Origin of the sequence: Sphingobacterium sp. BS-2 (genome assembly GCF_046161205.1) — a bacterium.
GTDB lineage: Bacteria > Bacteroidota > Bacteroidia > Sphingobacteriales > Sphingobacteriaceae > Sphingobacterium > Sphingobacterium mizutaii.
Window position 1 is genome coordinate 192923 of the sequence record NZ_JBIXGO010000010.1, and the last position, 25997, is coordinate 218919.

At 39.6% G+C, this 25997-nt stretch carries 20 protein-coding genes; 7 read left to right on the plus strand and 13 right to left on the minus strand.

Features of this window, described 5'->3' with window-relative positions:
• Positions 1-3: 3 nt before the first annotated feature.
• The 6 genes from ACK2WI_RS03930 (at position 4) to mobC (ending at position 8407) form a co-directional block, all read left to right on the plus strand.
• Positions 4-1224: an ABC-three component system protein gene (locus ACK2WI_RS03930; RefSeq protein ID WP_409149851.1), complete on the plus strand. Its 1221-nt coding sequence runs from the start codon at positions 4-6 to the stop codon at positions 1222-1224.
• Positions 1214-1696, plus strand: a complete 483-nt coding sequence (locus ACK2WI_RS03935; RefSeq protein ID WP_409149852.1) for a three component ABC system middle component — start codon at positions 1214-1216, stop codon at positions 1694-1696. The genes ACK2WI_RS03930 and ACK2WI_RS03935 overlap by 11 nt, the downstream gene beginning before the upstream one ends.
• Positions 1693-3612, plus strand: a complete 1920-nt coding sequence (locus ACK2WI_RS03940; RefSeq protein WP_409149853.1) for a DUF3732 domain-containing protein — start codon at positions 1693-1695, stop codon at positions 3610-3612. Before ACK2WI_RS03935 ends, ACK2WI_RS03940 begins: the two co-directional genes overlap by 4 nt.
• A gap of 1079 nt (positions 3613-4691) precedes the next feature.
• A complete protein-coding gene (locus ACK2WI_RS03945) occupies positions 4692-5081 on the plus strand; it encodes a plasmid mobilization protein (RefSeq protein WP_409149854.1) in 390 nt (129 codons plus the stop codon).
• Positions 5069-6358 (plus strand): relaxase/mobilization nuclease domain-containing protein, encoded by a 1290-nt coding sequence (locus ACK2WI_RS03950; protein ID WP_409149855.1) that lies wholly within the window; start codon positions 5069-5071, stop codon positions 6356-6358. The genes ACK2WI_RS03945 and ACK2WI_RS03950 overlap by 13 nt, the downstream gene beginning before the upstream one ends.
• Positions 6359-6418: 60 nt before the next feature.
• Positions 6419-8407 (plus strand): conjugal transfer protein MobC, encoded by a 1989-nt coding sequence (gene mobC / locus ACK2WI_RS03955; RefSeq protein ID WP_409149856.1) that lies wholly within the window; start codon positions 6419-6421, stop codon positions 8405-8407.
• Between the two features lie 172 nt (positions 8408-8579).
• Here the strand turns inward: mobC and ACK2WI_RS03960 are convergent, their stop codons facing one another.
• The 6 genes from ACK2WI_RS03960 to ACK2WI_RS03985 form a co-directional block, all read right to left on the minus strand.
• A complete protein-coding gene (locus ACK2WI_RS03960) occupies positions 8580-8894 on the minus strand; it encodes a DNA-directed RNA polymerase subunit alpha C-terminal domain-containing protein (protein WP_409149857.1) in 315 nt (104 codons plus the stop codon).
• A gap of 613 nt (positions 8895-9507) precedes the next feature.
• Positions 9508-10560, minus strand: a complete 1053-nt coding sequence (locus ACK2WI_RS03965) for an ATP-grasp domain-containing protein (protein ID WP_409149858.1) — start codon at positions 10558-10560, stop codon at positions 9508-9510.
• A 196-nt stretch (positions 10561-10756) separates the two neighbouring features.
• Positions 10757-11515 carry an MlaE family ABC transporter permease gene (locus tag ACK2WI_RS03970; RefSeq protein WP_409149859.1) on the minus strand — a complete coding sequence of 253 codons (759 nt, stop codon included), beginning with the start codon at positions 11513-11515 and terminating at the stop codon, positions 10757-10759.
• Between the two features lie 147 nt (positions 11516-11662).
• Entirely contained in the window at positions 11663-13081 is a 1419-nt protein-coding gene (locus ACK2WI_RS03975; RefSeq protein ID WP_409149860.1) for an efflux transporter outer membrane subunit, read from the minus strand.
• A 13-nt stretch (positions 13082-13094) separates the two neighbouring features.
• A complete protein-coding gene (locus ACK2WI_RS03980; RefSeq protein WP_409149861.1) occupies positions 13095-16232 on the minus strand; it encodes an efflux RND transporter permease subunit in 3138 nt (1045 codons plus the stop codon).
• Between the two features lie 21 nt (positions 16233-16253).
• A complete protein-coding gene (locus ACK2WI_RS03985) occupies positions 16254-17393 on the minus strand; it encodes an efflux RND transporter periplasmic adaptor subunit (protein ID WP_409149862.1) in 1140 nt (379 codons plus the stop codon).
• Between the two features lie 379 nt (positions 17394-17772).
• Between ACK2WI_RS03985 and ACK2WI_RS03990 the strand changes: the two genes are divergently transcribed.
• Positions 17773-18357 carry a porin family protein gene (locus ACK2WI_RS03990; protein ID WP_409149863.1) on the plus strand — a complete coding sequence of 195 codons (585 nt, stop codon included), beginning with the start codon at positions 17773-17775 and terminating at the stop codon, positions 18355-18357.
• Between the two features lie 187 nt (positions 18358-18544).
• On the opposite strand, the gene ACK2WI_RS03995 is transcribed toward ACK2WI_RS03990, so the two are convergent.
• From ACK2WI_RS03995 to ACK2WI_RS04025, 7 genes are all read right to left on the minus strand, one after another.
• On the minus strand, positions 18545-19294 hold the full coding sequence (locus ACK2WI_RS03995) for a LytR/AlgR family response regulator transcription factor (RefSeq protein WP_409149864.1): 750 nt from the start codon (positions 19292-19294) through the stop codon (positions 18545-18547).
• Positions 19295-19296: 2 nt separating this feature from the next.
• Positions 19297-20424, minus strand: coding sequence for a sensor histidine kinase (locus tag ACK2WI_RS04000; RefSeq protein WP_409149865.1), 1128 nt, complete (start codon positions 20422-20424; stop codon positions 19297-19299).
• Between the two features lie 82 nt (positions 20425-20506).
• Positions 20507-21751: an MFS transporter gene (locus tag ACK2WI_RS04005; RefSeq protein WP_409149866.1), complete on the minus strand. Its 1245-nt coding sequence runs from the start codon at positions 21749-21751 to the stop codon at positions 20507-20509.
• A gap of 1182 nt (positions 21752-22933) precedes the next feature.
• Entirely contained in the window at positions 22934-23341 is a 408-nt protein-coding gene (locus ACK2WI_RS04010) for a hypothetical protein (protein WP_185211806.1), read from the minus strand.
• Between the two features lie 555 nt (positions 23342-23896).
• Positions 23897-24208: a hypothetical protein gene (locus ACK2WI_RS04015; RefSeq protein WP_409149867.1), complete on the minus strand. Its 312-nt coding sequence runs from the start codon at positions 24206-24208 to the stop codon at positions 23897-23899.
• Positions 24184-24330, minus strand: coding sequence for a hypothetical protein (locus ACK2WI_RS04020; protein ID WP_409149868.1), 147 nt, complete (start codon positions 24328-24330; stop codon positions 24184-24186). Before ACK2WI_RS04020 ends, ACK2WI_RS04015 begins: the two co-directional genes overlap by 25 nt.
• Positions 24331-24352: 22 nt before the next feature.
• Positions 24353-25888: a SulP family inorganic anion transporter gene (locus ACK2WI_RS04025; RefSeq protein ID WP_409149869.1), complete on the minus strand. Its 1536-nt coding sequence runs from the start codon at positions 25886-25888 to the stop codon at positions 24353-24355.
• Positions 25889-25997 lie beyond the last annotated feature (109 nt).

A 25997-nucleotide genomic window follows, 5' to 3' on the forward strand; every position in this document is an offset into this window, starting at 1 on the left:
TTTATGGAAACGAATGAAAATTCACAGTTTGATGCATCTTCTTCGGCTTTGGGATATTATTACCAAGGAATGGTAGCATTATTACAATTATTTGATTCACAAAATGACGACTGTTCTGTTAGTTTAGAAACGTGGGATGATGTAACATTAGAAGAGGGTGGAATTTTTAAATTATTGCAATTAAAACACTCAATAAATCCTTCAACCAAGGTTACCATAAAATCTACTGAAATCTGGAAAACTTTAAGAATTTGGTCGACAATTATGAAAAGGGGGGCAATAGAAAAAGTCCTATTTTTTTTAATGACTGTTGCATCTATAGATGAAAACGGGCCTCTAAATGAACTGAATTTTGAAGAAGGAAGAAGTCGTCAAAATTTAATAAAAGAATTAAGTAAGGAGGCTCAACGCGTTTTGGATGCTAGAAAGGAAGCTCCTATAAAAGATTCCAAAAAATTACCATATGAAGAAAAATATAAAGGGTGTAAAGAGTTTCTATCTCTGAATGAAAAGCAGAAAAAGGAATTGATTCATAGCATAACCCTTTTATCAGACTCTGCACCAATAAAGGACACAGAGAATGAGATCATATTTTATCTAAAAACAACTCCTCCAGGAATGCAAAACATGCTAACTGGTGAGATTATCAGTTGGTGGCAAAAAAGAATTATTGATTCATTAATCAGTGACACAAAAAGAACTATTCACAAATTAGAGCTGCAGGAATTTATAGCAAATAAAATTATGGAATTAAACCGTGACGGGTTTACAGATGACAGTGAATTTTTGCCTATTCCTTCAACTTTGTCAACCCACTATATACAAGAACAACAATTAGATATCATTAATGCACCAAGAACTTTAAGAAAGCGTTCCTATGACACTGAGGTTTTAGCAAGACTACAAAGAGAAAAATGGATTTCAGATAGCATTTCGGCTGCCGCAAAACTAGAAAAATACGATACTTTGTTAACCAAAGAATGGTCGTACAAATTTGGTGAGATAGAAGATGTCAAGGATCAATTAGATGAGGAAAAATTAAAGGAGGAAGGTAGAAAATTATTAAAATGGACGTTTGAAGATGCACCTCAACGAATGAAACCATTGAGTGTTGGCTATAACAATCCAGACCTTGTTAGAGGAAGTTTTCAAATGTTATCAAAAAATTTAGTCATTGGTTGGCATTGTAATTATTTATCTCTAATAGATCCTAATGAAAAGTAAAAGCATTGATATTTTAGCATCTACGAATCCTGCCTTCTGCTCTCTACTTCTATATAGTTTTACAGAGGGGTATATGCAAGAAGCTAATTCGGCTTGCCCAGCATCTCTTTTGTTATTTCCCATTCCTTTAATTTTATCAAATTCAATTAAAGAGACCATGCATGGGACAAATATAAAAACTGGACTATTTTCTTGGGTAAATAACAATCCTTCTATTACCCTTTCATTAAATGAGAAAATAAATGATTCAAGCGAATACTTCGCTGATGCATTTAAGTATGGAGTTCTTAAGGGGATACTACAACCAGTTGGAAATTCTCAATTAGCTATTAATCCTACAAATATTAACATAAATTATAGTGCTGATAAATATTTAAAAAATCATTTTTCATTGGCAAAAAGACTAGGCCAATGGTTTGGACAAGTCGGATCAACAGAAACAATTTTTAATTTTTTTAGAATAACAATATGAGAAGATGGAATATTTCACATCTAGTATTTTATAGTAAAAACAACCAAAAAAGGGAAATACGATTTAATGTAAATGGAGTAACCATAATTACCGGAGCATCAAATACCGGTAAATCTGCAGTAATTTCATCTATTGATTATTGCCTAGCATCCTCATCTTGCAAAATACCATCGTTTATAACACAACGAGTTAAGATGGTTTGCTCGGTTTGGACCAATGGAACAACAAATTTACTAATTGGAAGGGAAATTGCTGAAAATGGAAAAGCAACCTCCAAAATGTATATAACCTATGGAAGCAAAATTGATATTCCAGAAAGAATTGAAGACATTCAAGGAAAAGTAAATGATACAGAAGCGAGGGTATTAATTGAAACTTTATTTGGTTTTCAGGGAGTAAACGATGACAATTTAAAGTTGAACACTGGTAAAATTTCATTACGGTTTTTAACTCCATATATGTATTTGGACAAGTCGGTAATTGATAGCGATAACCTTTTACTAAATGGACTAAATGATCATCAAAAAGCGCAAAAGATAATTGATTCAATTCCCTATTTCTTAGGTGCTATTGATATACAAGAACTAGAAGATTTAGGTCGCTTAAAAGGCCTCGAAAAAGGAATAGATGCTGAAACAAAAAAACAAGAAAAGTTTGAATCCATGCAATCAGATACTGTCCGAAATGGAAACCAGCTTATCAAAGAAGCAGCACAATTGGGAATTCTAGAAGACGAGACATTCGATGATAAGAATATTTTAATCAACATACTAAATGATGTTCAAAATTGGAATTATAAAGAAATTGTATTTGAGAAAAAAGAAATTTTAGACAATCTAAATAGGAAAAAAATCAATATCCTTGAGAAGGCAAATAAGTTAAGAAACCAAATAAATGTAGCGAAATCAAGCAATGAAATAAATACTGAATTTAAGGATGTTTTAGACATACAAATTGCGAAGTTAAAAACCGAAAATTTTTTCCGTCATAATCCGAATTCATGCCCAATATGCAATTCTCATATAGATGATAAATTATCTGAAACCAGTGATCTTCTTAAAAACTCTTTGTCTAAATTATCAAAAGAAGCAAATGTTGTAAAACAACAAAAGCCCAAAATTAATGCATATATTATTGATCTTGAAAACGCATATATTGATTACCAAAATAAAGCAAAAGAATTGCAAGATGCAATAAATGTCCTCTTTAAAGAGTCACAAAGTGCAACTATGCAGAAAGAAATGAATCAAAGTATTTCTAGGTTAATTGGTAGAATTTCTTATTTTTTAGACCAAAATACTGAAGCTGTAACTTTTGATCGATCTAAGCTGATGCAATATTTAAGTGAGGCAAATTCTATTAAGGAAAAGTATAGTAAAAGTAGCAAAGAACAGAAATTAGAAACGGCTAGTAGGGAGATATCCAACTTAACAACATCAAATTTAAAACAATTACCTAGGGGTATTCCATTAGATGATTGTAATGTCAATTTTTTCACAAAACCACCACGATTAGTAATTACTGAAATAGCAACGGGTCAAAAAATTGAATTTGAAAATATTGGTTCGGATGAAAACTACCTTAGCCTCCATCTTTCTTTTTCATTTTCACTACAAAAGTATTTAAGCTCCATAAATGCTCCGGTTCCAGCGCTTCTTATTCTTGATCAAGTTAGTAGGCCATATTACCCAAAAAGTGAAAAAGAATCTGAAAGAGACATAAAAGAAATTGACGAGGATGAATCTGCATTAGTCAAGCATTTTGAATTCATTTTTGACAAAGTTGAAGAAGATCCTGACTTACAAGTAATTATATTGGAACATGCGTACTTTAAAAAATATGATTTTGCAACCAGATACAAGTGGCCAAGAAGTGGTAATGAAAGGCTTATACCTTCAGATTGGCCAATTAAGTAATGTCAGAAGCTAAACAACAATTTACAAAAAAATTAATTTGAGAAATCCAATTCCTATCATATTTTAAAATGATAAAAGGAATTGGATTTTAAAAATTCACTTTACACCTTCTCTTCCATTTTTACCTAATGCCCTTTAAACCATAATTTTTACCATGCTAATTAAACTCATCTTTTGCAACCTTCATAGTTATCGAAAGCTCAGGTAGTAAAGAATCCGGATTAATATAAAAGTTCATTTTGTGATCGTGAGAATGATATACTATTTTTGTATCTTCAAAAACGGGGAAGTCTACCATCAATATCAACACTTTACAATTATTAAGGTCTTATGGGATAAAGGTACCATCGACCTCTTAATGTAGGAAAAAGTCACCTTGCAAAGCATCGCAATAAATAAAGTGATTTACCCAATATTCTTTTTGAATAAACTTTGAAAATCCAATTTTATATAATGAAAATTTTACGGTTAATATACAAACCTTTCATCTATAAAGGTTACATTGTTATAGAATGTAAAATCACTGCCAATGCTGTTAAAACCAACATTAATTATTACTGGAATTTTGGCACTACACTTATAACAAATAGATATGCCATTCACGATATAAAATGGATGGCTAACTGCAAACTTCATTTAATAAACTTTTTATGGAAAAATTGAATTATTATGCTCTGTGACTATTGTCATGGAAAAAATCGGCAATTATTGGAAGTCTAATATTATAATCCAGCAATTAAAGCGGCTTGAAAATGATAGACTAATCCTCCTAATAGAAAAACCTGTTAAACCTCCAAAAGTAACTTCTTAAATCATCCATTAAATGACTCTAATTTTCCCAACAGGATCACAAATTATAATATTCTATTTTTTTTAATATCAAATAAAATAAGCTTATTTAAAATTTAATGAAGTGATGCTTTCTTAATCATTATGCCTTAATTTTACTAAAAGAGATTGCTGGTTCTTTCGCAATCGGCAAGATGTCCGGTTGTTAAACAACCGCAATGGTAAGCCTGACTCGGAACTCGTGGTTTTGTGGATTAAGGTGTTTTGATAGAAGTGAAGAAAGGAATGTGATGGAGGGTAATAGTCAAAATAGAACCAGAATCGTAGGTATTCGGTTAACAGTTTCTGAATTCAATAAATTGGAGCAGCAGTTGCGAGGTTCAACCTGTAGAAAGCTGAGTGAATATGCTCGTTCGGTTTTGTTAAGTAAGCCCATCGTCAGGTCCTATCGCAATAAGTCCTTGGACGAGAGCATGATCCTGCTCATTCAGCTTCGTAATGAACTCAACGCCATTGGGATCAATCTCAATCAGTCGGTAAAGAAGCTGCATACTTTCTCTCCTCAATCAGATCTAAGATCATGGATACTCAATCATCAGCTCCAAGCTAGGTTACTTTCCAATAAGCTAGCGGAGATTAAACTGCTCATTCAAAAGATGGGGGAAACATGGTTGCAGTGATCAAGACTGGAAGTTCCATCCGCCGGATATTTCTATACAATGAAAACAAGGTTGAGATGGGCATAGCAAGGTGCCTTTCCGCTATAAATTATCCGATGGAGGCACATCAGATGAGTTCTTCCATGCGGTTGAATAGGCTCAGGAAACAAGCAGCTTTGAACAGCAAGGTTATGCGAAATAGCGTTCACATTTCCCTGAACTTTGATCCGACCGAAAAAGATCTATCTGATGATAGGTTGATCGAGATCGCCAAACGTTATATGGAAGGGATCGGTTTTTCGAATCAGCCTTTTCTCATTTACCGGCACTTTGATGCTGCACATCCTCATATTCATTTAGTGAGTATCAAGGTACGCTCCGATGGAAGTTGCATTGACATGCACAACATGGGTCGCAACCAGTCCGAAAAGATCAGGTCTTTGATTGAGCGGGAATTCAATTTGGTCAAAGCGGAACGAAGTACGTTGAAGCTGTCGCATATTCCCAAAGGTATAGATCTCGCCAAGGTGCAGTACGGACGGAGTGAGACCCGAGCAGCCATTCAGCATGTATTGGAGGAGGTACTGAATTCCTATAACTTCAGTAGTCTCCATCAGTTGAATGCCATTCTTCGACAGTTCAATGTGCTAGCAGACCGAGGAAGCGAACGTTCTAGGATCTATACCAACAAGGGTTTGCTGTATCGTCTAATGGATGAGCATGGTAATAAGGTTGGCGTCCCCATCAAGGCTAGTGATTTATTCAGCAGACCCACATTAAAGAATTTACAGGATCGCTTTGAGCAAAAGCAATCATATCGAAAGCAGCACAAGGTACGGACAATATACTCCATCGATAAGGCCATTCAGGGTCAAATTAAGGATATCGAGGAACTCAAGGAAAGACTTAAACGACAGGCCATTCACGTGGTGCTCCGAGAAAACGCCAATGGGGTTGTTTATGGCATTACCTATGTAGATCACAAGAACAAGTGCGTATTCAATGGAAGCGAGCTTGGCAAGCGATACAGTGCCAAGGCTATATTAGCACGATTGGCTGATCCCGTCCTTGAAAAGAATTCCCTAAAGCTTCAGGACCGTCCTTTCGTTAGGTTGAATGTTGTCCCAGCTAGATCCGAACCAAATAAGGTTAATGGTGGGTCTGGAATTACGATGAAGGTTGTTTCGATAGCTAAGGGCCCTTTTGAAACACTTTTCAATGCGTCAAATTCTGCAGATTATATTCCCCATGCCTTTAAGAAACGTAGGAAAAAGAAGAAGCGAAAAATCCAGTATTGATGGATTGGGAAGGGAAGATTTATTAGGTAATGAATGGATAGATAAATTAAATGACCGAGCATGGCACTACAGACCGGAGAAAATGAACAGGCACTTCGAAAGATAGTTGACCTCACACGTTGGATAGCAATCGGATTGCTTCTGATTCACTTCTATGCGATAGGATACAATTGGTTTAGGAAGATAGGTTGGCAACATGCGTTTTCTGACCATATCATGCTGATGTTGCACAGGACTGGTTTATTCAACAGCATGCTTATTTCCAAGATGCTAGCACTGGGGTTTTTATTGATTTCTTTGATTGGTGCAAAAGGAAAAAAAGATGAAAAAATCACATATCAAAAACCCATTGCCTATATATTAATCGGGTTATTATTATATTTCTTTAGCGATGTAGCTTTCCACATACCGCTTACTTTTGAGTTTCGGTTATATGGATATATGTTGCTGGCAAGCTGCGGCTTTTTGACCTTTCTAATGGGCGGTACTTGGATGACTAGGGTAATTTCCGCTAAGATAGTTCAATCCGACATTTTTAACAGGGAAAATGAAACCTTTCCACAACATGAAGAACTCCTGGAAAATGAATATTCCATTAACCTGCCGGCGACCTACCTGTTAAAGGATAAGGTGCGCAAAAGTTGGGTCAACATCATTAATCCATTCCGAGGGATATTGGTTCTGGGAAGTCCAGGTTCAGGTAAGTCCTATTTCATCATTCGGCATATTATCAGCCAGCATATTCAAAAAGGATTTTCGATGTTCATTTATGATTTCAAGTTCGATGATTTGACGACCATTGCATATAATCATTTCTTGAAGTATTGCAGAACTAACGATAGTCCCTTAAAATTTTACAGCATCAATTTCGATGACCTGAGCCGGTCGAGTCGTTGCAATCCCCTTGATCCTAGCTCCATGATCGACATTACTGATGCAGCGGAAAGTGCTCGGACAATTCTTTTGGGACTGAACCGGGAATGGATAAAGCGCCAGGGAGATTTTTTTGTCGAGTCCCCCATCAATTTCCTGACGGCCATCATTTGGTATTTACGGCGGTATCGACAGGGGGAATTTTGTACACTTCCCCATGCTATCGAATTGCTGCAGCTGGATTACGACACCTTATTTTCACTTCTGCGCGCCGATAAAGAAATCGAGGTACTCGTCAATCCCTTCATCAACGGTTACCTCAATGATGCCATGGATCAACTCGAAGGACAGATTGCATCGGCCAAGATCGCTTTGGCAAGGCTCTCCTCCCCCCAATTATATTACATCCTTTCGGGAAATGATTTTACCTTGGACATCAATAACCCGCAGGAGCCCAAGATATTGACCATGGGCAACAATCCCCAGAAAATTCAGATCTATGGAGCCGTGCTTTCCCTGTACATCAACCGATTGGTCAAATTGGTCAATCAGAAAGGTAAGATCAAGTCAAGCTTGATCTTTGATGAGTTTCCAACAATATACCTCAATAACATCGATAGTCTGATCGCAACGGCCCGCGACAATTTAGTCTCCACCAGCATCGCCATTCAGGACCTAAGTCAGCTGCGCAAGGATTATGGCCGAGAGCAGTCGGACGTGATCATGAACATATCCGGAAACGTGTTGTCCGGGCAGGTCAGCGGAGATACGGCAAAACAGCTTTCCGAGCGTTTCGGAAAGATATTGCAGGACAGGGAAAGCTATTCGCTGAACAGTGCCGACACCTCGACCAGTCGTTCCAAGCAGCTCGAATATGCTATTCCGGCATCTAAAATCTCTTCGCTGAGTTCCGGTGAGTTTGTGGGCATGGTTGCCGACAATCCAAAAAGCAAGATAATGCTCAAGGCATTTCATTGTTCCATAATCAATGATCATCATTTATTGGAAAAGGAGATTAAAGATTATAAAAAGATACCAATCGTTCGCCAGCTAACCACTGAGCAGATAATCATAAACTTCAATCAGATAAAGAAAGATATCGAGGATTTGGCATTCCATGAAATGAGGCGCATATCCGATACCCCATCCCTGGCCTATTTATTGGTTAAGAAATAATTGGATGTAAAGATGTGGTCAATTTAAATCGAAGAAAGTCCATTTTAATGCGATATAGGAAACCGGGTTTCTGAGATGAGCTTATAGAAGGATTCAATTGTTTATCCTCGCCTGATTCGAGATCTTTTTTGAGCATAATGATGTCAATTTCTTTTCCATAATGAAGATTTTATCAGGGAGCCAATTTTAGATCAACCTGCCTCAGAAAATCATAGATTTGGTAACACCTCCTTTTACCGAAAGATTTTATTCTCAATAGATCGCTTATGGATTTACTGCATAAGTCACCTACCGTATTTATTCCGTGGTCATTTAAAAGGGTTACTAATTGTGGGTCTAAGGAAAACCTCCCATTAGAAAGGTCAACACCATACAGCTGCTCTTCATTTCGTCGGTGAATAAAGTCCAACAATTCCGATATGGAGACCATGTGTTCTCCCCTAGCTTGAAGTTCTTTCAATTTGGATAATATTTCTGAGGAATTCATATTCAGTTTTTTAGGTAGAGAACTTAAATTTAAGGAATCTATTTAGATATAGGATTTTTTTATGGAAGTAATTTCCAATTACAGGTTCGAAAAGGTTCAATGGAAACCAATTCGGATAAGGAGTCTTGTAAAACTGGTGATTGAGTGACCTGTTCCCTTTTCAACCAAAACCTTACCATACCTCTTAAATGAAAGGGATTTTCTTTCGTCCATCAAGAATTAAGCAGAATTAACCCTTTATATATGATATATTAACAATTGTTCATACTTCATGCTTAGGGTAAAACTGCCAGTAGTTTTCAATATAGTATTTGAATGTTAGGAGTGGAAGAGTTAAGATGCTGATTTGTAGGGCTGATAAACTCTATATGCTGCAAATTTTTCTCCTCAAATATTATCTCCCGTGGGATGATACGGTATCCAAACTGGATCTTCCTACGCTGCAATTGTTCAGGAAAAATATAAAATGGGTGGTGGTCTTTTACATAAAAACAGTTTCTTTAGGATATCCTGAAAGGAATAATGCCTGCAAGGGGAAGCAGTAGAATCAGCCAGGCATGAAAATTCAATGAATGGGGTGGCCTTAAGAAATGCCAGAAAAACAGGTTAAATTTTATTTTTTCCAATTTTGATTGAGCATATTTAGGATTAAATCATCAAAGCTCCAGCCGATTTTTCTGGCTGCCAACGCGGTTAAGCTGTCCTGATCATACCGTTGCGGACGTGAAGCCCCCGTCATATTGGGTTTCATATTTAAATCGAACAAATAATAATCACCATTCACATTCGCGCGGCAGTCAATGCGAATCGGAGCTTTGGCCTGTACCAATTCAGCAGCTCTTTCGCATTGTTCGCAAAGCTGCAAGATATGCGGCTGTTTCCATTCCATATCTGAAATAACTTTGCTGTTATTGATAATGGCGATTGTACCGTTATAGGGTGCAATTCCGTTAAGATGGTTAATACGTTTCACTGGTGGCAAGGACCAGTAATTGTTTTTTACTATTATTTTCTCATTGAAGGTATATTCTCCAGGTGGCATCACGGTAACCGTAATTTCCTGCCCCGCCAAAAATTCCTCTACATAAAGAGCTGCCCCATAACTTTGCCCATTAAACATTTCATGAATGGTCCTGTTTAAATCGATGGAATTTTCCACAAATGAAACTCCTTGACTACCTCTGCCACGAATGGGTTTTGCCACAACAGGAAATGGGAAATCTAATGTGTATCCATCCACGTTTCCCGCGGTTATCATAACAAATTTTGGAATAGGCAGCCCTGATGTTCTTAGCAGCTCGTTGGTAACCAACTTATCATCGTACAAGTCCACATTTTCGGGAATCTGTCCAACAACCGAAATTCCAGACCGGATAAAATCCTCAATAGGATGCCCTTTATACAAAACAGTGTTTAACCAGATAATGCTTGCCCCTTTGTCAATCGCAGTTTGTATTCCTTGGGAAGTATCGGGAAAAACCCAATCTAAATCTTTTGCGATTCTTGGATTATCGACCGGTGTTATGACACACGTATTCTGACGTTGAAGGGAAAAGGCGATGTCCGCACCGCTATCGGCATACCCACCAGGTTTCATCGGTTTAATAACCCCGTTGCGTTCCGGCGGGGTGGTCATTTGGTAAATTATTGCTACTTTTTCTTTCATAGATTGTCAAAATTAAGAATGGGCGATGACAATCTTCAACTGATCGTCCTTTATTCATTTTCACTTCCTATTCCATTAGCGAAATATACTCAGTTAAAATACCCGCAATACCCATACCAATACCAGAAGGTGTTTGTTGCTGTTGATCCCATTTGGATTCGGCTTATTGGGAGTTCACAATTATCCGTTTTTAAAGTTACTTCAGCACAGTGAGAAGCTGAACGATCAGGAGCTCCTCAATGAAAACCAAAAACATAGAGGTAACGACAGCCGAATTGGCTGCTTTTCCAACTCCTTCCGTGCCTCTAGAAGAATAATATCCAATATACGTGCTAGCGCATCCAATTGTGAAACCAAATATAACTGCCCTTAAAACCATGGCAAAGATATCTGGTAAATCGACCGTAATGAAAACACGGGTGAAAAATGCCAGAAAACTTACGTCATCCACGGCCGTTATGCTGAAGTAGCCTCCCAAGAGTCCGATAGCTGCCACGTAAAAACATAATATAGGGATCATGATAGTTGTTGCAAGTATCCTGGTTGCTACCAAAAATTTCTTTGGATTCGTTCCGGAAACTTCCATAGCATCTATCTGCTCGGTTACGTTCATACTGCTTAGCTCGGCCCCAATTTGCGACCCGATCTTGCCTGAGGCAATAAGTGCCGTCACCAATGGTGCTAATGCTCTAACGATAGCAATGGATATGAGCGAAGGCAACATAGCGGTTGCACCAAAGTTTTCCAGCGAGGGACGCGATTGTTTAGTGAAAACGAAGCCAACAATAAATCCAGTTAAGCTGATCAATGGAAACGATTTCCAGCCTATGTCATAACATTGTTTAATAATCTCCCTCGGTTCATATGGTGGAGAAACAGCTTCCTTGATGACGGTGATGAGGAAACGGTAAATATGTGCAAGTTTTATAAGGAATTTTTCAAATTTTCGAACCATATTTTATACAATTGTTTTGGCGGATATTATCAGCTTGTTACCTATTTGAACAATAAAGAGAAATGATACCTCCCGAAGGAGGTATCTCTCTGAAAGGGAAAACTAACTACACATGCTCATGAATGCAAGGTGTTAAACAACAGCATGTTAATTATCTACACCGCCTCCCAAAGATCTATAAAGATCAACAATACCACTAAGTTTTTCCGCCTGAATACCGATAAGCTCGAGTTCGTTCTGAAGTTTACCGTTTTGAGCGGTTATAACTTCAAGATATGAAGCCATTCCGTTCTGATAAAGAAGCATAGCATCTTTGGTCGCTTTATCTAATGAACTAGCACGTTCAAGAGCAATATCAATTCTTTTGTCCGTACCCTGAACTCGTCCCAATGCATCGGATACCTCACCCACTGCAGTAAGCACAGTCTGTTTGAACTGCACAGCAGCCTTTTGCTGTTCTAATAGGGCCGTGCGATAAGCCGTCTTCAATTGTCCTTTTTGGAAAATAGGCTGTGTCAGGTTCAATGCTAAGTTTTTTGTTAGGGAGCCTGGAAGGTCAAACCATGTGTTAAATTTGAACGAGTTCGCGCCAGCCTGTCCTGTAAGGCTAAAGGAAGGGTACATGGCAGCTTTGGCCAGTCCGGTTCGCGCATAAAAAGACATAACGTTGTACTCCGCTGCCTTGACATCGGGTCTCCGACTTAGCAACAAAGCGGGTACCCCCCCCAGAAACAGATCCTGAGGGACGATATTATCCATTCCCCGCTTCCTTTCAACGGTTGAAGGAAAATCGCCGCACAGAATACTAAGCGCGTTTTCCTGTATCAGGATGTTCTGTTCCGCCAAAGGGATGATAAGCTCGGCAGTTTTCTTCTGGGCCACAGCCTGTTCGATCCCAACGGAAGTCACCAACCCGGAATTGTACTGCAGGGATATCATTTGAAGTGTGCTGTCACTCAAGGCAACATTTTCACGGGCGATTTCCAGCTGACGGTCCAAGCTTATCAGGTTGAAATATGCAGACGCCACTTCGGCGATCAATCTCGTTTTCAGCGCCTGAAGATTTTCTTTCTGTGCAAAATACTCCGCTCTGGCCTGTTCGCGCTGCATTTTCGATTTACCCCAGATGTCAGCTTCCCAGGAAACCGACAGGCCGGCGTTAAAATCGTCAATAAATTTAGAGCCTGTAAATTGCTCCGTCAGCGAACCATTCAAACTATTTTTCGAAGGATAACTCCTGTTTACCCCAATAGCCGCATCAACTGTGGGAAGCAGAGCTAACTTCGCCTGCTTGACCTGCAATTCCGTCTGCTCTATGGTTTTTAAGGCAATAGTTACTTCGGCATTTCGTTCAAGCGCTTTATCAATGAGCGTGATCAATATTGGATCCTGGAAGAACTCTTTCCAAGGAAGCAGGACGGTATCAGCGGTGACCGGCACGTCATTTCGGTATTTTGCGGGCACATCGATTTCTGGCCGGGAATACTTCTTGCCCACAGCACATGCAGAGAAGAAGGTGGCCACGACAACACCCATTAGTATATGTCTAAAAATATTTATTCTCATTTTTTGATCCTTTCTAAGATTCTTGTACAACTTCTTTTTTCTTGGAAACCTTTTCTTGCAAATATTGGAAGACGATATAGAGTATTGGAATTACAAATACTCCAAGTACGACCCCAGTCAACATTCCTGTTGCTGTACTGACACTTATAGATTGGTTCCCGGCGGCCGTTCCCCCTGTTGAGATCATCAATGGAACCATACCTGCAATAAATGCAAATGAAGTCATGATGATCGGTCGAAGTCTAGATCTTGATCCTTCCAGTGCCGAGTCAACGATAGAAAGACCCGCTTTCCGCCGTTGCACGGCAAACTCCACAATCAGGATCGCATTTTTCGCCAGCAGTCCGATCAACATGATCATTCCCACCTGAACGTAGACATTGTTATCGAATCCGATAAATTTCGCTCCTAAAAATGCGCCCAATATCCCGGTGGGAATAGACAATAAAACGGCCAGAGGCAACAAATAACTTTCATACTGTGCAGATAGCAGTAGGTATACAAAGAGCACACATAGGCTCAATATGATCGCGGTTTGGTTTCCAGCAGACTTTTCTTCCAAACTGAGACCAGACCATTCATAGCTGAAATCCGACGGTAGATAGCTCAGCACGTACTCCAACCCTTCCATCAGCTGTCCATTGCTCACTCCTGGCAACGGCGTAACGTTGATGGTCAACGAGTTATATAAGTTGTGCCTATTTACAGATTCTGGACCATAAACTTTCTTGAGTTGGACCAGTGTGCTAACTGGGACCATTCCACCCTGGGAGTTTTTAACAAAAATATCTTTAAAAGCCTGTTCATCCATCCGGAAGACGCCGTCAGCTTTGATGTTTACGCGATAAAACTTACCGAAACGTGTAAAGTTCTGAGACTGATCTCCCGAAAAATAGGTCTGAATCGTATTCAGAAGTCCCGATACGCTAACACCTAGTGTTTTCGCTTTATCCTCATCTACTTCCAGTTCCATTTGCGGATAATCTGCGCGGAAGGTTGTATACGCCATCTGTACGCCTGGGATTCCCATGAATTGGTAAATAAGGGAATCTGCCTGTGCGGTCAACGCCTCGGGACTGCGAGAAAGCTTGTCCTGGAGAACGATCTCCGCGCCATTACTCACGCCATATCCCTCGACTGGTGGCATCCGAAAGGTGAATACCATACCCTCTTTAATACCGCCAAGCTTTTCGTCAACCAGCTTGGTTATCTCGTCGATATCTTTTATGGCGCCACGTTCAGCTTTTGGCTTCAGTTTCACGAACCCCGTACTGTAAGCAGAACTAGCACTGTTGCTCAACATATTAAATCCAGTAATAGAAGTATTTTCTTCAATGGCTTCTATTCCTTTAAGGACCTCGTTAATTTTTCCCGCCACCTCTGTTGTCGGAGTCAGCCCTGTTCCAGGAGGCATCGTCAAGGAATACATGAAGAAACCATCGTCTTCCATAGGAATAAAACTTTTCGGGGTACTAAATAGCATCCAAGCAGCCGCAAGGATCGTCGAAAGAATAAAGACAGCGGCAAGCCATTTTCTGCGTATCAAGAGTTTTATACCTTTTATATACCTCTCGGTCAAATTATTGAACCCTGCATTAAATGCAGTGGTAAAGCGTTTAATAAACGATTTTTTACTTTCTGTAGGTCCATCCGTTGCATGCGTGTTTTTGAGGAACAGGGCACATAATGCTGGAGTCAGGGTCAAAGCGTTTACAGCTGAAATTAAGATTGCGATGGCCAGTGTATAGGCGAACTGCTTATAGAACATACCCGCTGAACCCGTCATGAAGCCTATCGGAATAAAAACTGCAGACATAACTAGTGTAATAGAAATTACGGCACCTGTAATCTCTCCCATTGCGCTATGTGTGGCTTCCTTGACAGTTAGCGTACTCCCTTCCATCTTACTATGGACAGCTTCGACGACAACAATTGCATCGTCCACAACGATACCAATAGCCAGAACGAGCGCGAACAAGGTAAGGATATTGATCGTAAAGCCTAATGCCATCAAGAAAAAGAACGTCCCTACAATGGCCACCGGAACGGCTATTGCCGGAATGATCGTCGACCTCAGGTCCTGCAGAAACAGGAAAACGACAATGAAAACGAGGATGAACGCTTCAATCAAGGTACTTTTCACCTGTCCCGTCGCTTCGTCAAGCCGCTCTTTCGTGCTCATTAGCTTATAATAGTTCACGCCTGGCGGGAATGACTTTGATAAGAGTTCGATCTGTTCATTAACGCCGATTTCAATCTCATTGGCATTGGAGCCAGAGGTCTGCATAATGGCAATTGTCACCGCTTTCCTACCGCTGGATAAGTTGTCTCCGCTGTACGAAATTGACCCAAGCTCTACCCGAGCAACGTCTTTCAAACGAATAATGTTGGCACCTTCCCCCTTTACGATGATGTTTCCAAAATCTTCTGGCTGGTTTTTTTTTCCCTTATAACGGATAACATATTCAAGTGAAGCATTGGACTCTTCGCCCAGCTTACCGGGAGCAGCTTCCAAACTTTGATCTGCAATAGCATTGTTCACATCGGCAGGTTCCAGTCCGTAGCTGGCCATCTTTTTGGGATCGAGCCATACGCGCATCGAATAGTCCTTGGCGCCAAAGACCATAGCTTGGCCCACACCAGGAACACGCTTGATTGAAGGTATCAAGTTGATATTAGCATAGTTCTGAAGGAACTTTTCGTCATATTGATCCTTTTCAGCATACAGGTTAAATATCATGATCATACTGTTCTGCTGTTTGGAAGTGGTCAATCCCATTCTGATTACTTCTTCTGGGAGTACGGGAGTAGCCTGCTGAACACGGTTCTGCACATTGACAGCGGCCTGATCAGGATCTGTCCCCTGTTTAAAAATGACAGAAATTGAGAATGATCCATCATTACTGGCAGTCGACTTAATGTACTGCATATTTTCGACACCATTTATCTGCTCTTCAAGCGGTGTCACAACCGAACGAATGACGGTTTCACTGTTTCCTCCCGGATAAGAACCAGACACCATTACAGTTGGTGGCGCAATATCAGGAAACCGCGTAACGGGAAGACTCATAAGTCCCATGATACCCAAGATCACTATGATCAGGGATATAACGGTGGCCATTACTGGCCTATCTATTATTTTCTTAAGCATATTATCTAGCTTTCTTATGGATTATTTTAAAAGAGAGTCCTGAGCGATGATCTTGGGGACTATAGGAGATCCCATTTGGAGCATATCCAAACGGTTTACTGCAATTCTATCCCCGTCTTTCACGCCCGATGTCACAAAATAGGCATCTGGTGTACCTCCCTCGATCTCAATCGGCACCATTTCTACGTTTGTGCTATCCCCGAGCTTGTACACAAAGAATAAATCTTGAATGTCCTTAACTGCGACCTTAGGGACTTTGATAATCCCGTCCATGGTGCGGTTGATGACAACTTTGGCCGTACCGCCTGAACGCAGGAGTTTGTCTGGATTCTGAAACACGGCTTTCATCAGAATACTTCCCGTTGCACGGTCAATATGCCCACTTGCCGATTCGATTCGGCCTTTTCTGTCATAAATAGTGCCATCTGCAAGCTGTAGGTCAACCTGGGTCTCCCTTTCGTTATTTAACCCTTTTTTGGAGTAGGCCAGAAAATCTGCCTCGCTCATGGAGAAATAAGCAAACACCTGATCAATCTCTGACAGAGTAGTCAAAGGTGTTGGATCGGATGGAGAAACTAGATTTCCTACGCGGCTGGGTATGCGACCGATGTACCCACTTACTGGCGCTGTAATGAGGGTAAAATCAGCATTAATCTGGGAGGACAACAAGGCGGCGCGGGCCTCGTCTACTTGTGCGCTCGCTGCTTCATATGCTGCTTCGGCTGTTTTCAGCTGCATTTCGGTCACTACTTTTCCTGCAACAAGAGGTCTGATTTTTTCTACTTCGACCTTAGCCGCTGCCTGATTTGCCAATGCCGCCTTCAATGCTGCTCGGCTACTGCTTACTTGGGTAGTAAATACTTCAGGGCGTATCTTGAACAAAGGTTGCCCTTTTTTTACGTAATCACCTTCTTTTACCAACACAGATTGTAGATATCCTGAAACCTGGGGTTTGATGTCCACATTGACACTCCCCTCAATCGAACCAGGATAGCTAATCTGGCTGTCACCGCTTTCTGAGCGTAGTTGGATAAAATCTGTCTCAACTGGTGGCATCTGTGCCATTGCATCAATTTCTGCCCCACCATTGCCGGACCCGCAGGAAGACAGAAACGCTGCTGCAGAAAGCAACATTACATAATAATTTAATTTAGTGCTCATATCCTTGCATTTTTATGTCTGAATGGTTACAAAGTAAGGACAGCTTGAAAGCTCTTTTTATAAAGATTTACCGAACCGTAAAAATTGATTGCTGAATTGTTATTAGCACCTACTGAAAAGGATAACAAACTAGATCAAAACCATCATGCTCATTGGGATAATGGAGAGATTGCCTATTCGGTCTTAAAATTTTATCGTAAGGTAGTTTCCCGGGTTGAACCAGAAACGGTTTTTTCAAGGATTGTAGGCATTTCAGTTCCGGGCCAGTCCGCTTGGGTAACCACTATTTACGTTTGGGGAAAATTATCGTATCATAGGAAGCATTAGCATACTACTTTTGTTCCATCAAAAAATTGATTTAATAATTAAAATAAAAAAGATGAAAAAATTATTAACAGCAGTAGTCCTAACGGCAAGTTTCGGAGCTATAAAAGTAAATGCTCAAAGTTTGGAAATTATTCCTAAAGCAGGTATAAGTGTGAGCAGCCAGATGATAAAGGATGTTAATGGAGAAAAATTTAAGGTCGGATTCCAAGGGGGGGTGGGGTTTAATATCTCCACAGGTAAAGGAGGTTTTTCCGTGCAACCAGAACTAAATTTCCTCAGCAAGGGAATGGCCATTAAAGGCACGGGGGCTAAGAAAGAGAAGTTTAACCTTAATTATCTGGAAATTCCTGTTCTTGCAAAATACAGTTTTGGCCCGGTGTATGTAAATGCAGGACCAGCTATTGGATTAAAGCTAGGCGAAAGCAAAGCAATCAAAAAAGAGTACGGGGCAATCAAAAAGATAGATTTTGGTGTGCAGCTTGGTGCCGGCGTTGCGCTGCCAGCAGGGCCAGGTAAGGTTATTGTTGATGCACGTTATGCCCTTGGGTTAAGTAATATTTCGGATGTAAAGGGCACTGAAATCAAGAACCGGGGCTTTATAGCATCTATAGGCTATGCAATTCCGTTAGGAAAATAGAACCCACTAAGGATGATTACCGTCCCTGGCCGGAATTCCGGACAGGGGCTTTTTGTGGTTTTGGATCATGTAATGTATATCTGTCAAATTGGCGAAACACTTGCAGTTAAAACCTCCTCTTGCACTACTCAAAAATTCGTTTTAAAGAGATACCCCCACAGTACAATTATATCATTTTATATAAGAATTAATAACCAAGCCAATTTTTAAACAAAGGTGCTTTCTCCCTGCTGACAATGATCTCGATTTCAGGATACTTTTTTAGTATGATCTTTAGCTTTGAATTGAAGTAATTATTTACCTGATCAATCCAATCGATATGAATTATAAATTGTCGGTTTGCCCTAAAGAACACTCGTGGATCCAACTGCTTTTCTAGCTCGTCCAACGTATTAGCGATTACCTCTTCCGACCCGTCGGCAAGCTTGGCATTCGTTACCTTGGATACGGAGTAAAACAGCACGATATCACTAACGAGGACTTTTTTGAAACCGTCACGAAATGGAATTAGAAAACGGGACCTATACTCTTTGGGACGGAAATCGCTCAATAGCTTTTCAATTGATCGGGAATTAGCAACCCCAGCAACGTACTGAAGCTTGGTGAACGCTGCCTGTAACTCTTCCAGCTCCACTGGCTTAAGTAAATAATCAATGCTATTTTGCTTAAAGGCATCAAGAGCATAGCTGTCGTAAGCTGTTGTAAAGATAATTGGCACTTCTACCTTTACCTTGTCAAAAATCTCAAAGCTTAATCCATCCGATAGGTGAACATCCACCATAACGACGTCAGGAGAAGGGCTATTCTCTAAAAAATCAATACTGTCGGACACGGTCTCCAACACTGCCAAGATATTGGCCTGAGGCTGGATGCTGAGTATGAGGCGGATTAACCTATCGGCATTTGGCTTTTCATCTTCGATTATCAATATATTCATTGTTATTTAATTAAGGGTATTGTAACAGAAAATACACCCTGGTTTTTATCAATAGTAGGTGTTGGAGCCTGCAAAAGGTTATATCTTTCAATAATATTTTTCAGGCCAATCCCAGACGAAGGTACCTGGGTGTCAATGAGGTTCATATTGTTTTGGATAACTAGCTTCTTTTCAGGTGTGGACCGAATAGTAATGGTCAGAGGAGTATTTCTGATTGTCTTATTATGTTTAAGTGCATTTTCAACAAGCATCTGCAATGTTAAAGGTGGCAACCTAAGATGAGCATATGTCGGATCTATCTTCATTTCAAATGCCACACCCTCACCAATTCTCTGTTTGAGAAGGTAGGCATAAGCGTTAAGGAACTTCACCTCTTCATCCAGAGCGATAAGATCTTTGCTGGAATGGATAAGGAGATACCTGTATATCTTCGCAAAATTTTCTGCATATAGATGTCCCGCCTGCTGATCCTTCAGTATTATCTCAGAAAGGACACTTAGATTATTAAAAACGAAATGCGGGTCTAGCTGCAGTTTCAGTGCGTGTAATTCCGCTTCCATTGCGGCCTGTTTGGATTGTGCTGCAGCAACCGCAGTCTGCTTCCAATTCTCAATAAGATAATCGCCTGTATTGACCCCTATAATAGCGAAAGCGATCACAAAACTCACCAATATCCATTGAAGTATGTCACGGGTTTCTTCTACCGTCATGCTAGTATTTGTTACTGCACCTGTTTCTTCTTCCCCTAACACGATGTACATAATACTGAAAAGGAAAAGGAAAAATAGCACAACCATAAAATTTAATGCCGTTTCGACAAAAAATCTTTTTAATGGCTTTTCGGTCCATTTGATACGGTAATTGAGTTTACTGCCAATGATCAGACTGGATTCGGAAACCGCAAAGCAAAAAGCGAAAGATGATCCCCAGTCCAAAAATATATCCAATCGACTGCGTTGAAAATAAGTGTTCCAATATTCGGCGTAAGGGTTTAGGAGATATGAAACCAAATATAGTAAAACCAGCGCAGACACTACAGTTATGATGCGTTTGTGTTTGGTAGACAAAAAAGCTTCGCCTTTTTTATGCATTTTTTTAATTAGATGTAGTAAATTTTCCGTTCCAGTCATTTTATCCAGAAATCTTTCTTATTTTTTGGTAAAAATACGGATACTTCGTTATATATTATTTTTATGTCCTTTCAGATTTTCATCATTCTTCTGGTACATCAGCCTTTGAATCAAGAGCAATTAAAGCTGGAACAAAGAAGGACAGCATACCGATAAGCGTAACTAAGCCACCGAATACGACAAACGTTCGATTAATGCCCAGCCATTCGGAAAGGAAACCAGTCGAAAGGAGGCCGAAAATCGAGGGCAAAACGATAAGACTATAGTACATGGAGAATACCCTTCCCAGCATATTTTGTTCAATGTTTTCTTGTACGACAGTAGTAAACAGCGCACTTTCAATTGAATATGTAGCTCCACATAAGCCTACAAAAAGTACAAAAACTGAGAAATGGGAGGCTGAAAGAAGTCCCGCACCCGCAAGTAGCAAGCCTGCAAGAACATTCATCAAGTTGATTCCGGCAATTTTGAATTTTTTCGGCTTAATCAGTGCCAAGATAAAACTTCCCATGAACATTCCTATTCCCCAAATGATTTCGATGACACTGATCTCGAACTTTCCTCCATTGAAATGATCCAATGTGATCAACGGTAAAAGAGGGCCTATCGGGATCATAAAAAAGGCCGTCCCGAGGGAGACAAAGAAGAGCGCCAAGAGCCCACAATTTTCCCGTATAGCGGAATACCCTGTCCTTAAATCCCTAAGAAAAATTTTAACAGGATGGATTTTACCGCGAATTAGTCTGTTTTTTTTATCTTCAGGAAATCTGACCAGCAGTAAAGAAGCAATAGCGAAACCTGCTCCTATAACGTCCAAAAGAAGAACGTGCCCAATATCAAAGGTTCCAACCAATAGCGCCCCTAGGGCTGGCCCTCCGATGATTGTGCCTGACTGCAGTAATTGGTTTACCCCTGCGATTCTTAACAATTCTGCTTTAGGGGCAATAAGTGGAGCCGTTGCCTGCATAGCTGGCATGTGGAAAGCTGATCCGGTCGATCGGAGAGCAAGGATACCATAAATTAACAGTACATTGTTATATCCTAGAGAAAAAGCAATAGAAAGACCAAGTGTAGAAACCGCTACCATGGAATCTGAGATGACCATGGTCCATTTCTTACTCCAACGGTCTACATATACACCAGCGGCAACGCCTATCAATGCTTGCGGTAGCAGTCCAGCGATAGCGGCATACGCTAATACTTCTGCTGAGCGTGTTTCTAGGCTGAGCCATATGATAATCGCAAAATTAACTGCTGTGCTACTGAGCAAAGAAATGAACTGACCCGTCCATATCACCGCAAACTTTCGGATCCAAGGTTCTCCCATATTGACATAATTAAATCTTGGACAAATCCCATACCATGGAAGTTCTCCAATTGTTCAAAGGAAGAAGAAGTATCTTAGATTTTTGGGGAAAGATTACTCAATCGTAAAAAAAAGCTACTGAAGCGAAAATTAGGCGGCCCCAAGCAAATCCTTACCGAAAAGTTCCTGATAACCCTTTCCATTCCCCATTTTTGAATTGGTATTTCATTCGAACTGATAAAACGAGATCACTCAAAAACAGCAGAAAATTTGGCTATGCAGAGATTTTCCACCTTCAAAATTGCACACCTCTAATCCGGTTTATGCCATAAAATAAAGGAATAAAACTGGTGCTTTCATTACTTTTTCCAAAAAAATAAGAGTCAACCAAATGATGTAATTGGCTCCTCTGTCATCTGTATACCCGAGATTGATGCATTTTTTCATCTTTAGTAAATGTCATTACCCAAAAAATTGCTTTTATCCCCTTACCTTTGACGATGTAGCCTTAAGGATAAAAAAAATTGTACGGAGTAATTTGTTGGGACAATTAGTGTTTCCTCAGCAAAGAATGCTATATCTTCTCTAAAAATTAAAAAATTTCCAAATCAAGGATTTCCTTACGAACAAAATCCAGTATAATATTTGATATTTTAAGGGAAATGGATGATCCATTAGTTTAGATAAATGGGCTTAATCCCTTGAGTGGTTCCGAGGTTTAATTCTTAAGGGCAGCAATCGTAGGCAATTTTGTTCAATTTCAACTTTAAGTGCACTATTTATTTGATATTCAGGAATATAGCAAACGCCCATTCTCATGAATGGACTTTTAGATATAGAGTGAAAATGAATCAATTGTTGATTTGCTCCATAACTTTCCTTTTCTGCCTCAGTATTTATATGGGATTCTGCAATATCGGTTGAGGGTTGGTCGGTTTCCTCCTCCTGCAATGTACTACAGTTTGCCACTCCTTCTCAAATTTTTCAGGAGTATAGAATTTCTGATTTCGCCTATGTAAATTCCAACAACCATTTACTTTTGCGGTTTTAATGATTGAAACCGCATCACTGGGCGTCTCATTGTTTCTGTTAATACGTGCTTGTGCTGACATGGAGCAAAATCACTAATATTATTAGCGATTAATTAAAATGAAAAACCTACTTTTTTATAATAGGTTATGACTTATTCTATCCTTGGAATTTTTATTCTAATTTATCATAAAATTGAGTACCGATCCTCAAACCATTTCCTTTTTCTCTCCAAATTCTAACAAATCCATTGGAACTCCATTCGGGATTCCTTCCCGGAACATACATGAAGTTTTCACCTTGCCATAGATTCTCCCCCATATATTTAACGTCTGCAACAACATGAAATCCCTTTGCGCCAGGAGGAAATGCAGTGCCGACCTCGTCTATTTCCACATAGCCCCATTTTAAACCAATATCATAATGCATATCTATAATAAGTCCCGTTTGGGTATGGATATATCTTCCATTTGCTCTTGCAGCTGGCTCGATATCGGATTCATTGTCCTCTGGTTCACAGGAGAAAAACATGGCTATCAATACTGTAAAAACAACCATGCAGGTGATTCTAATTAATTTCATAAAATTGGTTTTGGGACGAATTTAGAAAAACTTCCTAAATCGGGATATACCCAATCTTAGGTATTTTATATTCCTGAGATTTTCATGGCCTCCACCTAAATCCTGAGAACCGCCATCCAAGGATATTATTTAAAACCCTTTTATTGTATTGATTATTAAGTAAAATACATAAATAGCTAAATAATCCCAATAAGCGGTTTTTTTATTGGGTTAGTATCTTTCCCTGGACAGGTCATTTGTCTAGGGATATTTTTTATGTATTGGAATATCATGGATAAGGGTGGTAATTCTCGTTCAATGCTGCAGTAGTTTTCTAACATTCGCTGCTTTATTTAACAATTAGTCCTTTTCTTAAATAAGAACAGCTGGTTACCCTTACTGGTTTCTAGCGAGAAAACTTCACTAGTGATTTTATCGTTTCTATTTATCCATGCCGTTCCTTTCATGGTATATAATTGCTGTTTTTTTGTAGTTAAACTTGTAAAACATTTTACCCTAAATTATTGTCATTCATAATCGGATCCTCTGCATTTGGGCAGTTTTCATTTCTCAACGTTATTTCACCATACTTGTATAATTAGCTGATTTATTGAACCTGTCCTGTAGTCCGTTCGTACCTCCATTGACACGTTTCCTCACAGCTAAGATGCTGCTGCATGAATAATCCCTGGCAAATGTGGAGCAAACGCGAACATTGAAGCCTTTCAATGCAGTTGGGAAATAATACTCCGATGTTTCTATCAGGTCAGGATTGTCAGAGAATCTCTGACCTCCATAGTTTTTATAATCGGATCCTACCGAACATTGAAGGGCTCCAACTCTTCGATATTTATAACCACCCCCTAACTTGATATTTCCCAGCCCCATGCATTTTTGGGATTCCCAAGACCATGGACGCATTCAGCTTGATCCCATGGATTACCAGCCAGACGGCCAGCCTCAGCCACGATCACCTTTGCGTTATGCTTACCTATTCCGAATATCTCCATGATCCTTGAGTCCGTAACAATGTTACTTATTAGTCATTACTTTATAGGTAGGATCTTCGATAATATTCACATCTATAACAGTTTCAGCATTTTTGAGTAACTGCCTGCAGTCCTGGCTTAAGTGACGTAAATGTAGTTTTTTATCTTCCTTGTGATACTTCTCTGTAATTTTATTCAAGGCTTCAATGGCTGACATATCTACCACCTTACTTTCCTTAAAATCTATTATGACCTCTTTTGGATCGTTTACCACATCAAATTTTTCAATAAAAGCAGCAGTAGATCCGAAGAAAAGCGGACCAAAAATTTCGTAATGTTTTACTCCATTTTCATCGACATGTTTTCTTGCACGGATACGCTTAGCACTTTCCCAGGCAAAAACTAACGCTGAAATGACAACCCCTATCAAAACAGCTAAAGCAAGGTTATGTAACACAATAGTAAGGACTGCTACTAGCATACCGACAAAAATATCATGGCGTGGCATTTTATTAATAATACGGAAACTTACCCATTCAAATGTTCCAATAGCAACCATCATCATTACACCAACTAAAGCGGCCATAGGTATCTGCTCAATTAAGGGACCTGCAACCAAAATGACCAATAAGATTGCTATGGATGCAATAATAGCCGAAAATCTTGCTCTTCCTCCAGCGCCAATGTTGACCAATGTCTGGGCAACCATGGCACAACCGCCCATTCCTCCAAAGAAACCGTTGGTAAGATTTGCTATTCCCTGTGCAGCAGACTCGCGGTTAGACTGTCCTTTTGTACCGGTTATTTCGTCAACCATATTCAGCGTTAATAAACTTTCAATCAATCCAACGCCTGCCATTACCAGAGCATACGGAAAGATAATTTTCAGAGTTTCCAAATTAAAGGGTACCACCGGAATATGAAATGATGGCAAAGAACCTCCCACAGATGCTATATCAATTACTTTTTTAGTATCGATTCCGAAAAAATAAACGATACCGAACACAACTATTATTGCTACTAAGGACGCAGGAACGGCTTTGGTAAACTTAGGTAATATAAATACGATTGCTATAGTTAATAAGGTCAATCCCACCATTACATAGAGTTCAGACCCCTGCATCCAACCTTCTATTCCGTTTTCAACGACTTTAAATTGGGCTATCTGAGCCATAAATATAATCACTGCAAGACCGTTTAAAAAACCGTACATAACAGGCTGAGGGATCAGCCGAACAAATTTACCGAGCTTAAAAACCCCTACTAATAATTGCAGTAAACCTGCCAATATAATGGCTGCAAAAAGGTATTCCACACCGTGTGTTGCAGCCAATGCGATAAGTACCACAACCGTTGCTCCTGCACCTCCGGAAATCATTCCTGGTCTTCCACCAAGAATGGCGGTAACAATACCCATTAAGAATGCTGCATAAAGACCTGTTAATGGGGGAAGACCTGCTAAAATAGCAAAAGATAAGGATTCCGGTATCATGGTCATGGCTACTGCCAAACCTGCAAGAATTTCATTCCTGTAATTGATTTTCTGTCTGAAATCAAACAGATTAACAACTTTCTGCATAGAAGATTATGTTTAAATATAAAAATGTAAATAAAAAAGAAGGTGTACCAAAGTAAAACCTTTGGGTACGATAAAAAAGCCAATAAATTAAAATTGGAAAATATGAAAG

Coding starts and splice junctions, on each gene's coding strand:
- ACK2WI_RS03930 (WP_409149851.1), top strand. CDS start 4: ATGGAAACGAATGAAAATTCACAGTTTGATGCATCTTCTTCGGCTTTG.
- ACK2WI_RS03935 (WP_409149852.1), top strand. CDS start 1,214: ATGAAAAGTAAAAGCATTGATATTTTAGCATCTACGAATCCTGCCTTC.
- ACK2WI_RS03940 (WP_409149853.1), top strand. CDS start 1,693: ATGAGAAGATGGAATATTTCACATCTAGTATTTTATAGTAAAAACAAC.
- ACK2WI_RS03945 (WP_409149854.1), top strand. CDS start 4,692: ATGGAGGGTAATAGTCAAAATAGAACCAGAATCGTAGGTATTCGGTTA.
- ACK2WI_RS03950 (WP_409149855.1), top strand. CDS start 5,069: ATGGTTGCAGTGATCAAGACTGGAAGTTCCATCCGCCGGATATTTCTA.
- mobC (WP_409149856.1), top strand. CDS start 6,419: ATGGCACTACAGACCGGAGAAAATGAACAGGCACTTCGAAAGATAGTT.
- ACK2WI_RS03960 (WP_409149857.1), bottom strand. CDS start 8,894: ATGAATTCCTCAGAAATATTATCCAAATTGAAAGAACTTCAAGCTAGG.
- ACK2WI_RS03965 (WP_409149858.1), bottom strand. CDS start 10,560: ATGAAAGAAAAAGTAGCAATAATTTACCAAATGACCACCCCGCCGGAA.
- ACK2WI_RS03970 (WP_409149859.1), bottom strand. CDS start 11,515: ATGGTTCGAAAATTTGAAAAATTCCTTATAAAACTTGCACATATTTAC.
- ACK2WI_RS03975 (WP_409149860.1), bottom strand. CDS start 13,081: ATGAGAATAAATATTTTTAGACATATACTAATGGGTGTTGTCGTGGCC.
- ACK2WI_RS03980 (WP_409149861.1), bottom strand. CDS start 16,232: ATGCTTAAGAAAATAATAGATAGGCCAGTAATGGCCACCGTTATATCC.
- ACK2WI_RS03985 (WP_409149862.1), bottom strand. CDS start 17,393: ATGAGCACTAAATTAAATTATTATGTAATGTTGCTTTCTGCAGCAGCG.
- ACK2WI_RS03990 (WP_409149863.1), top strand. CDS start 17,773: ATGAAAAAATTATTAACAGCAGTAGTCCTAACGGCAAGTTTCGGAGCT.
- ACK2WI_RS03995 (WP_409149864.1), bottom strand. CDS start 19,294: ATGAATATATTGATAATCGAAGATGAAAAGCCAAATGCCGATAGGTTA.
- ACK2WI_RS04000 (WP_409149865.1), bottom strand. CDS start 20,424: ATGACTGGAACGGAAAATTTACTACATCTAATTAAAAAAATGCATAAA.
- ACK2WI_RS04005 (WP_409149866.1), bottom strand. CDS start 21,751: ATGGGAGAACCTTGGATCCGAAAGTTTGCGGTGATATGGACGGGTCAG.
- ACK2WI_RS04010 (WP_185211806.1), bottom strand. CDS start 23,341: ATGAAATTAATTAGAATCACCTGCATGGTTGTTTTTACAGTATTGATA.
- ACK2WI_RS04015 (WP_409149867.1), bottom strand. CDS start 24,208: ATGGGGCTGGGAAATATCAAGTTAGGGGGTGGTTATAAATATCGAAGA.
- ACK2WI_RS04020 (WP_409149868.1), bottom strand. CDS start 24,330: ATGGAGATATTCGGAATAGGTAAGCATAACGCAAAGGTGATCGTGGCT.
- ACK2WI_RS04025 (WP_409149869.1), bottom strand. CDS start 25,888: ATGCAGAAAGTTGTTAATCTGTTTGATTTCAGACAGAAAATCAATTAC.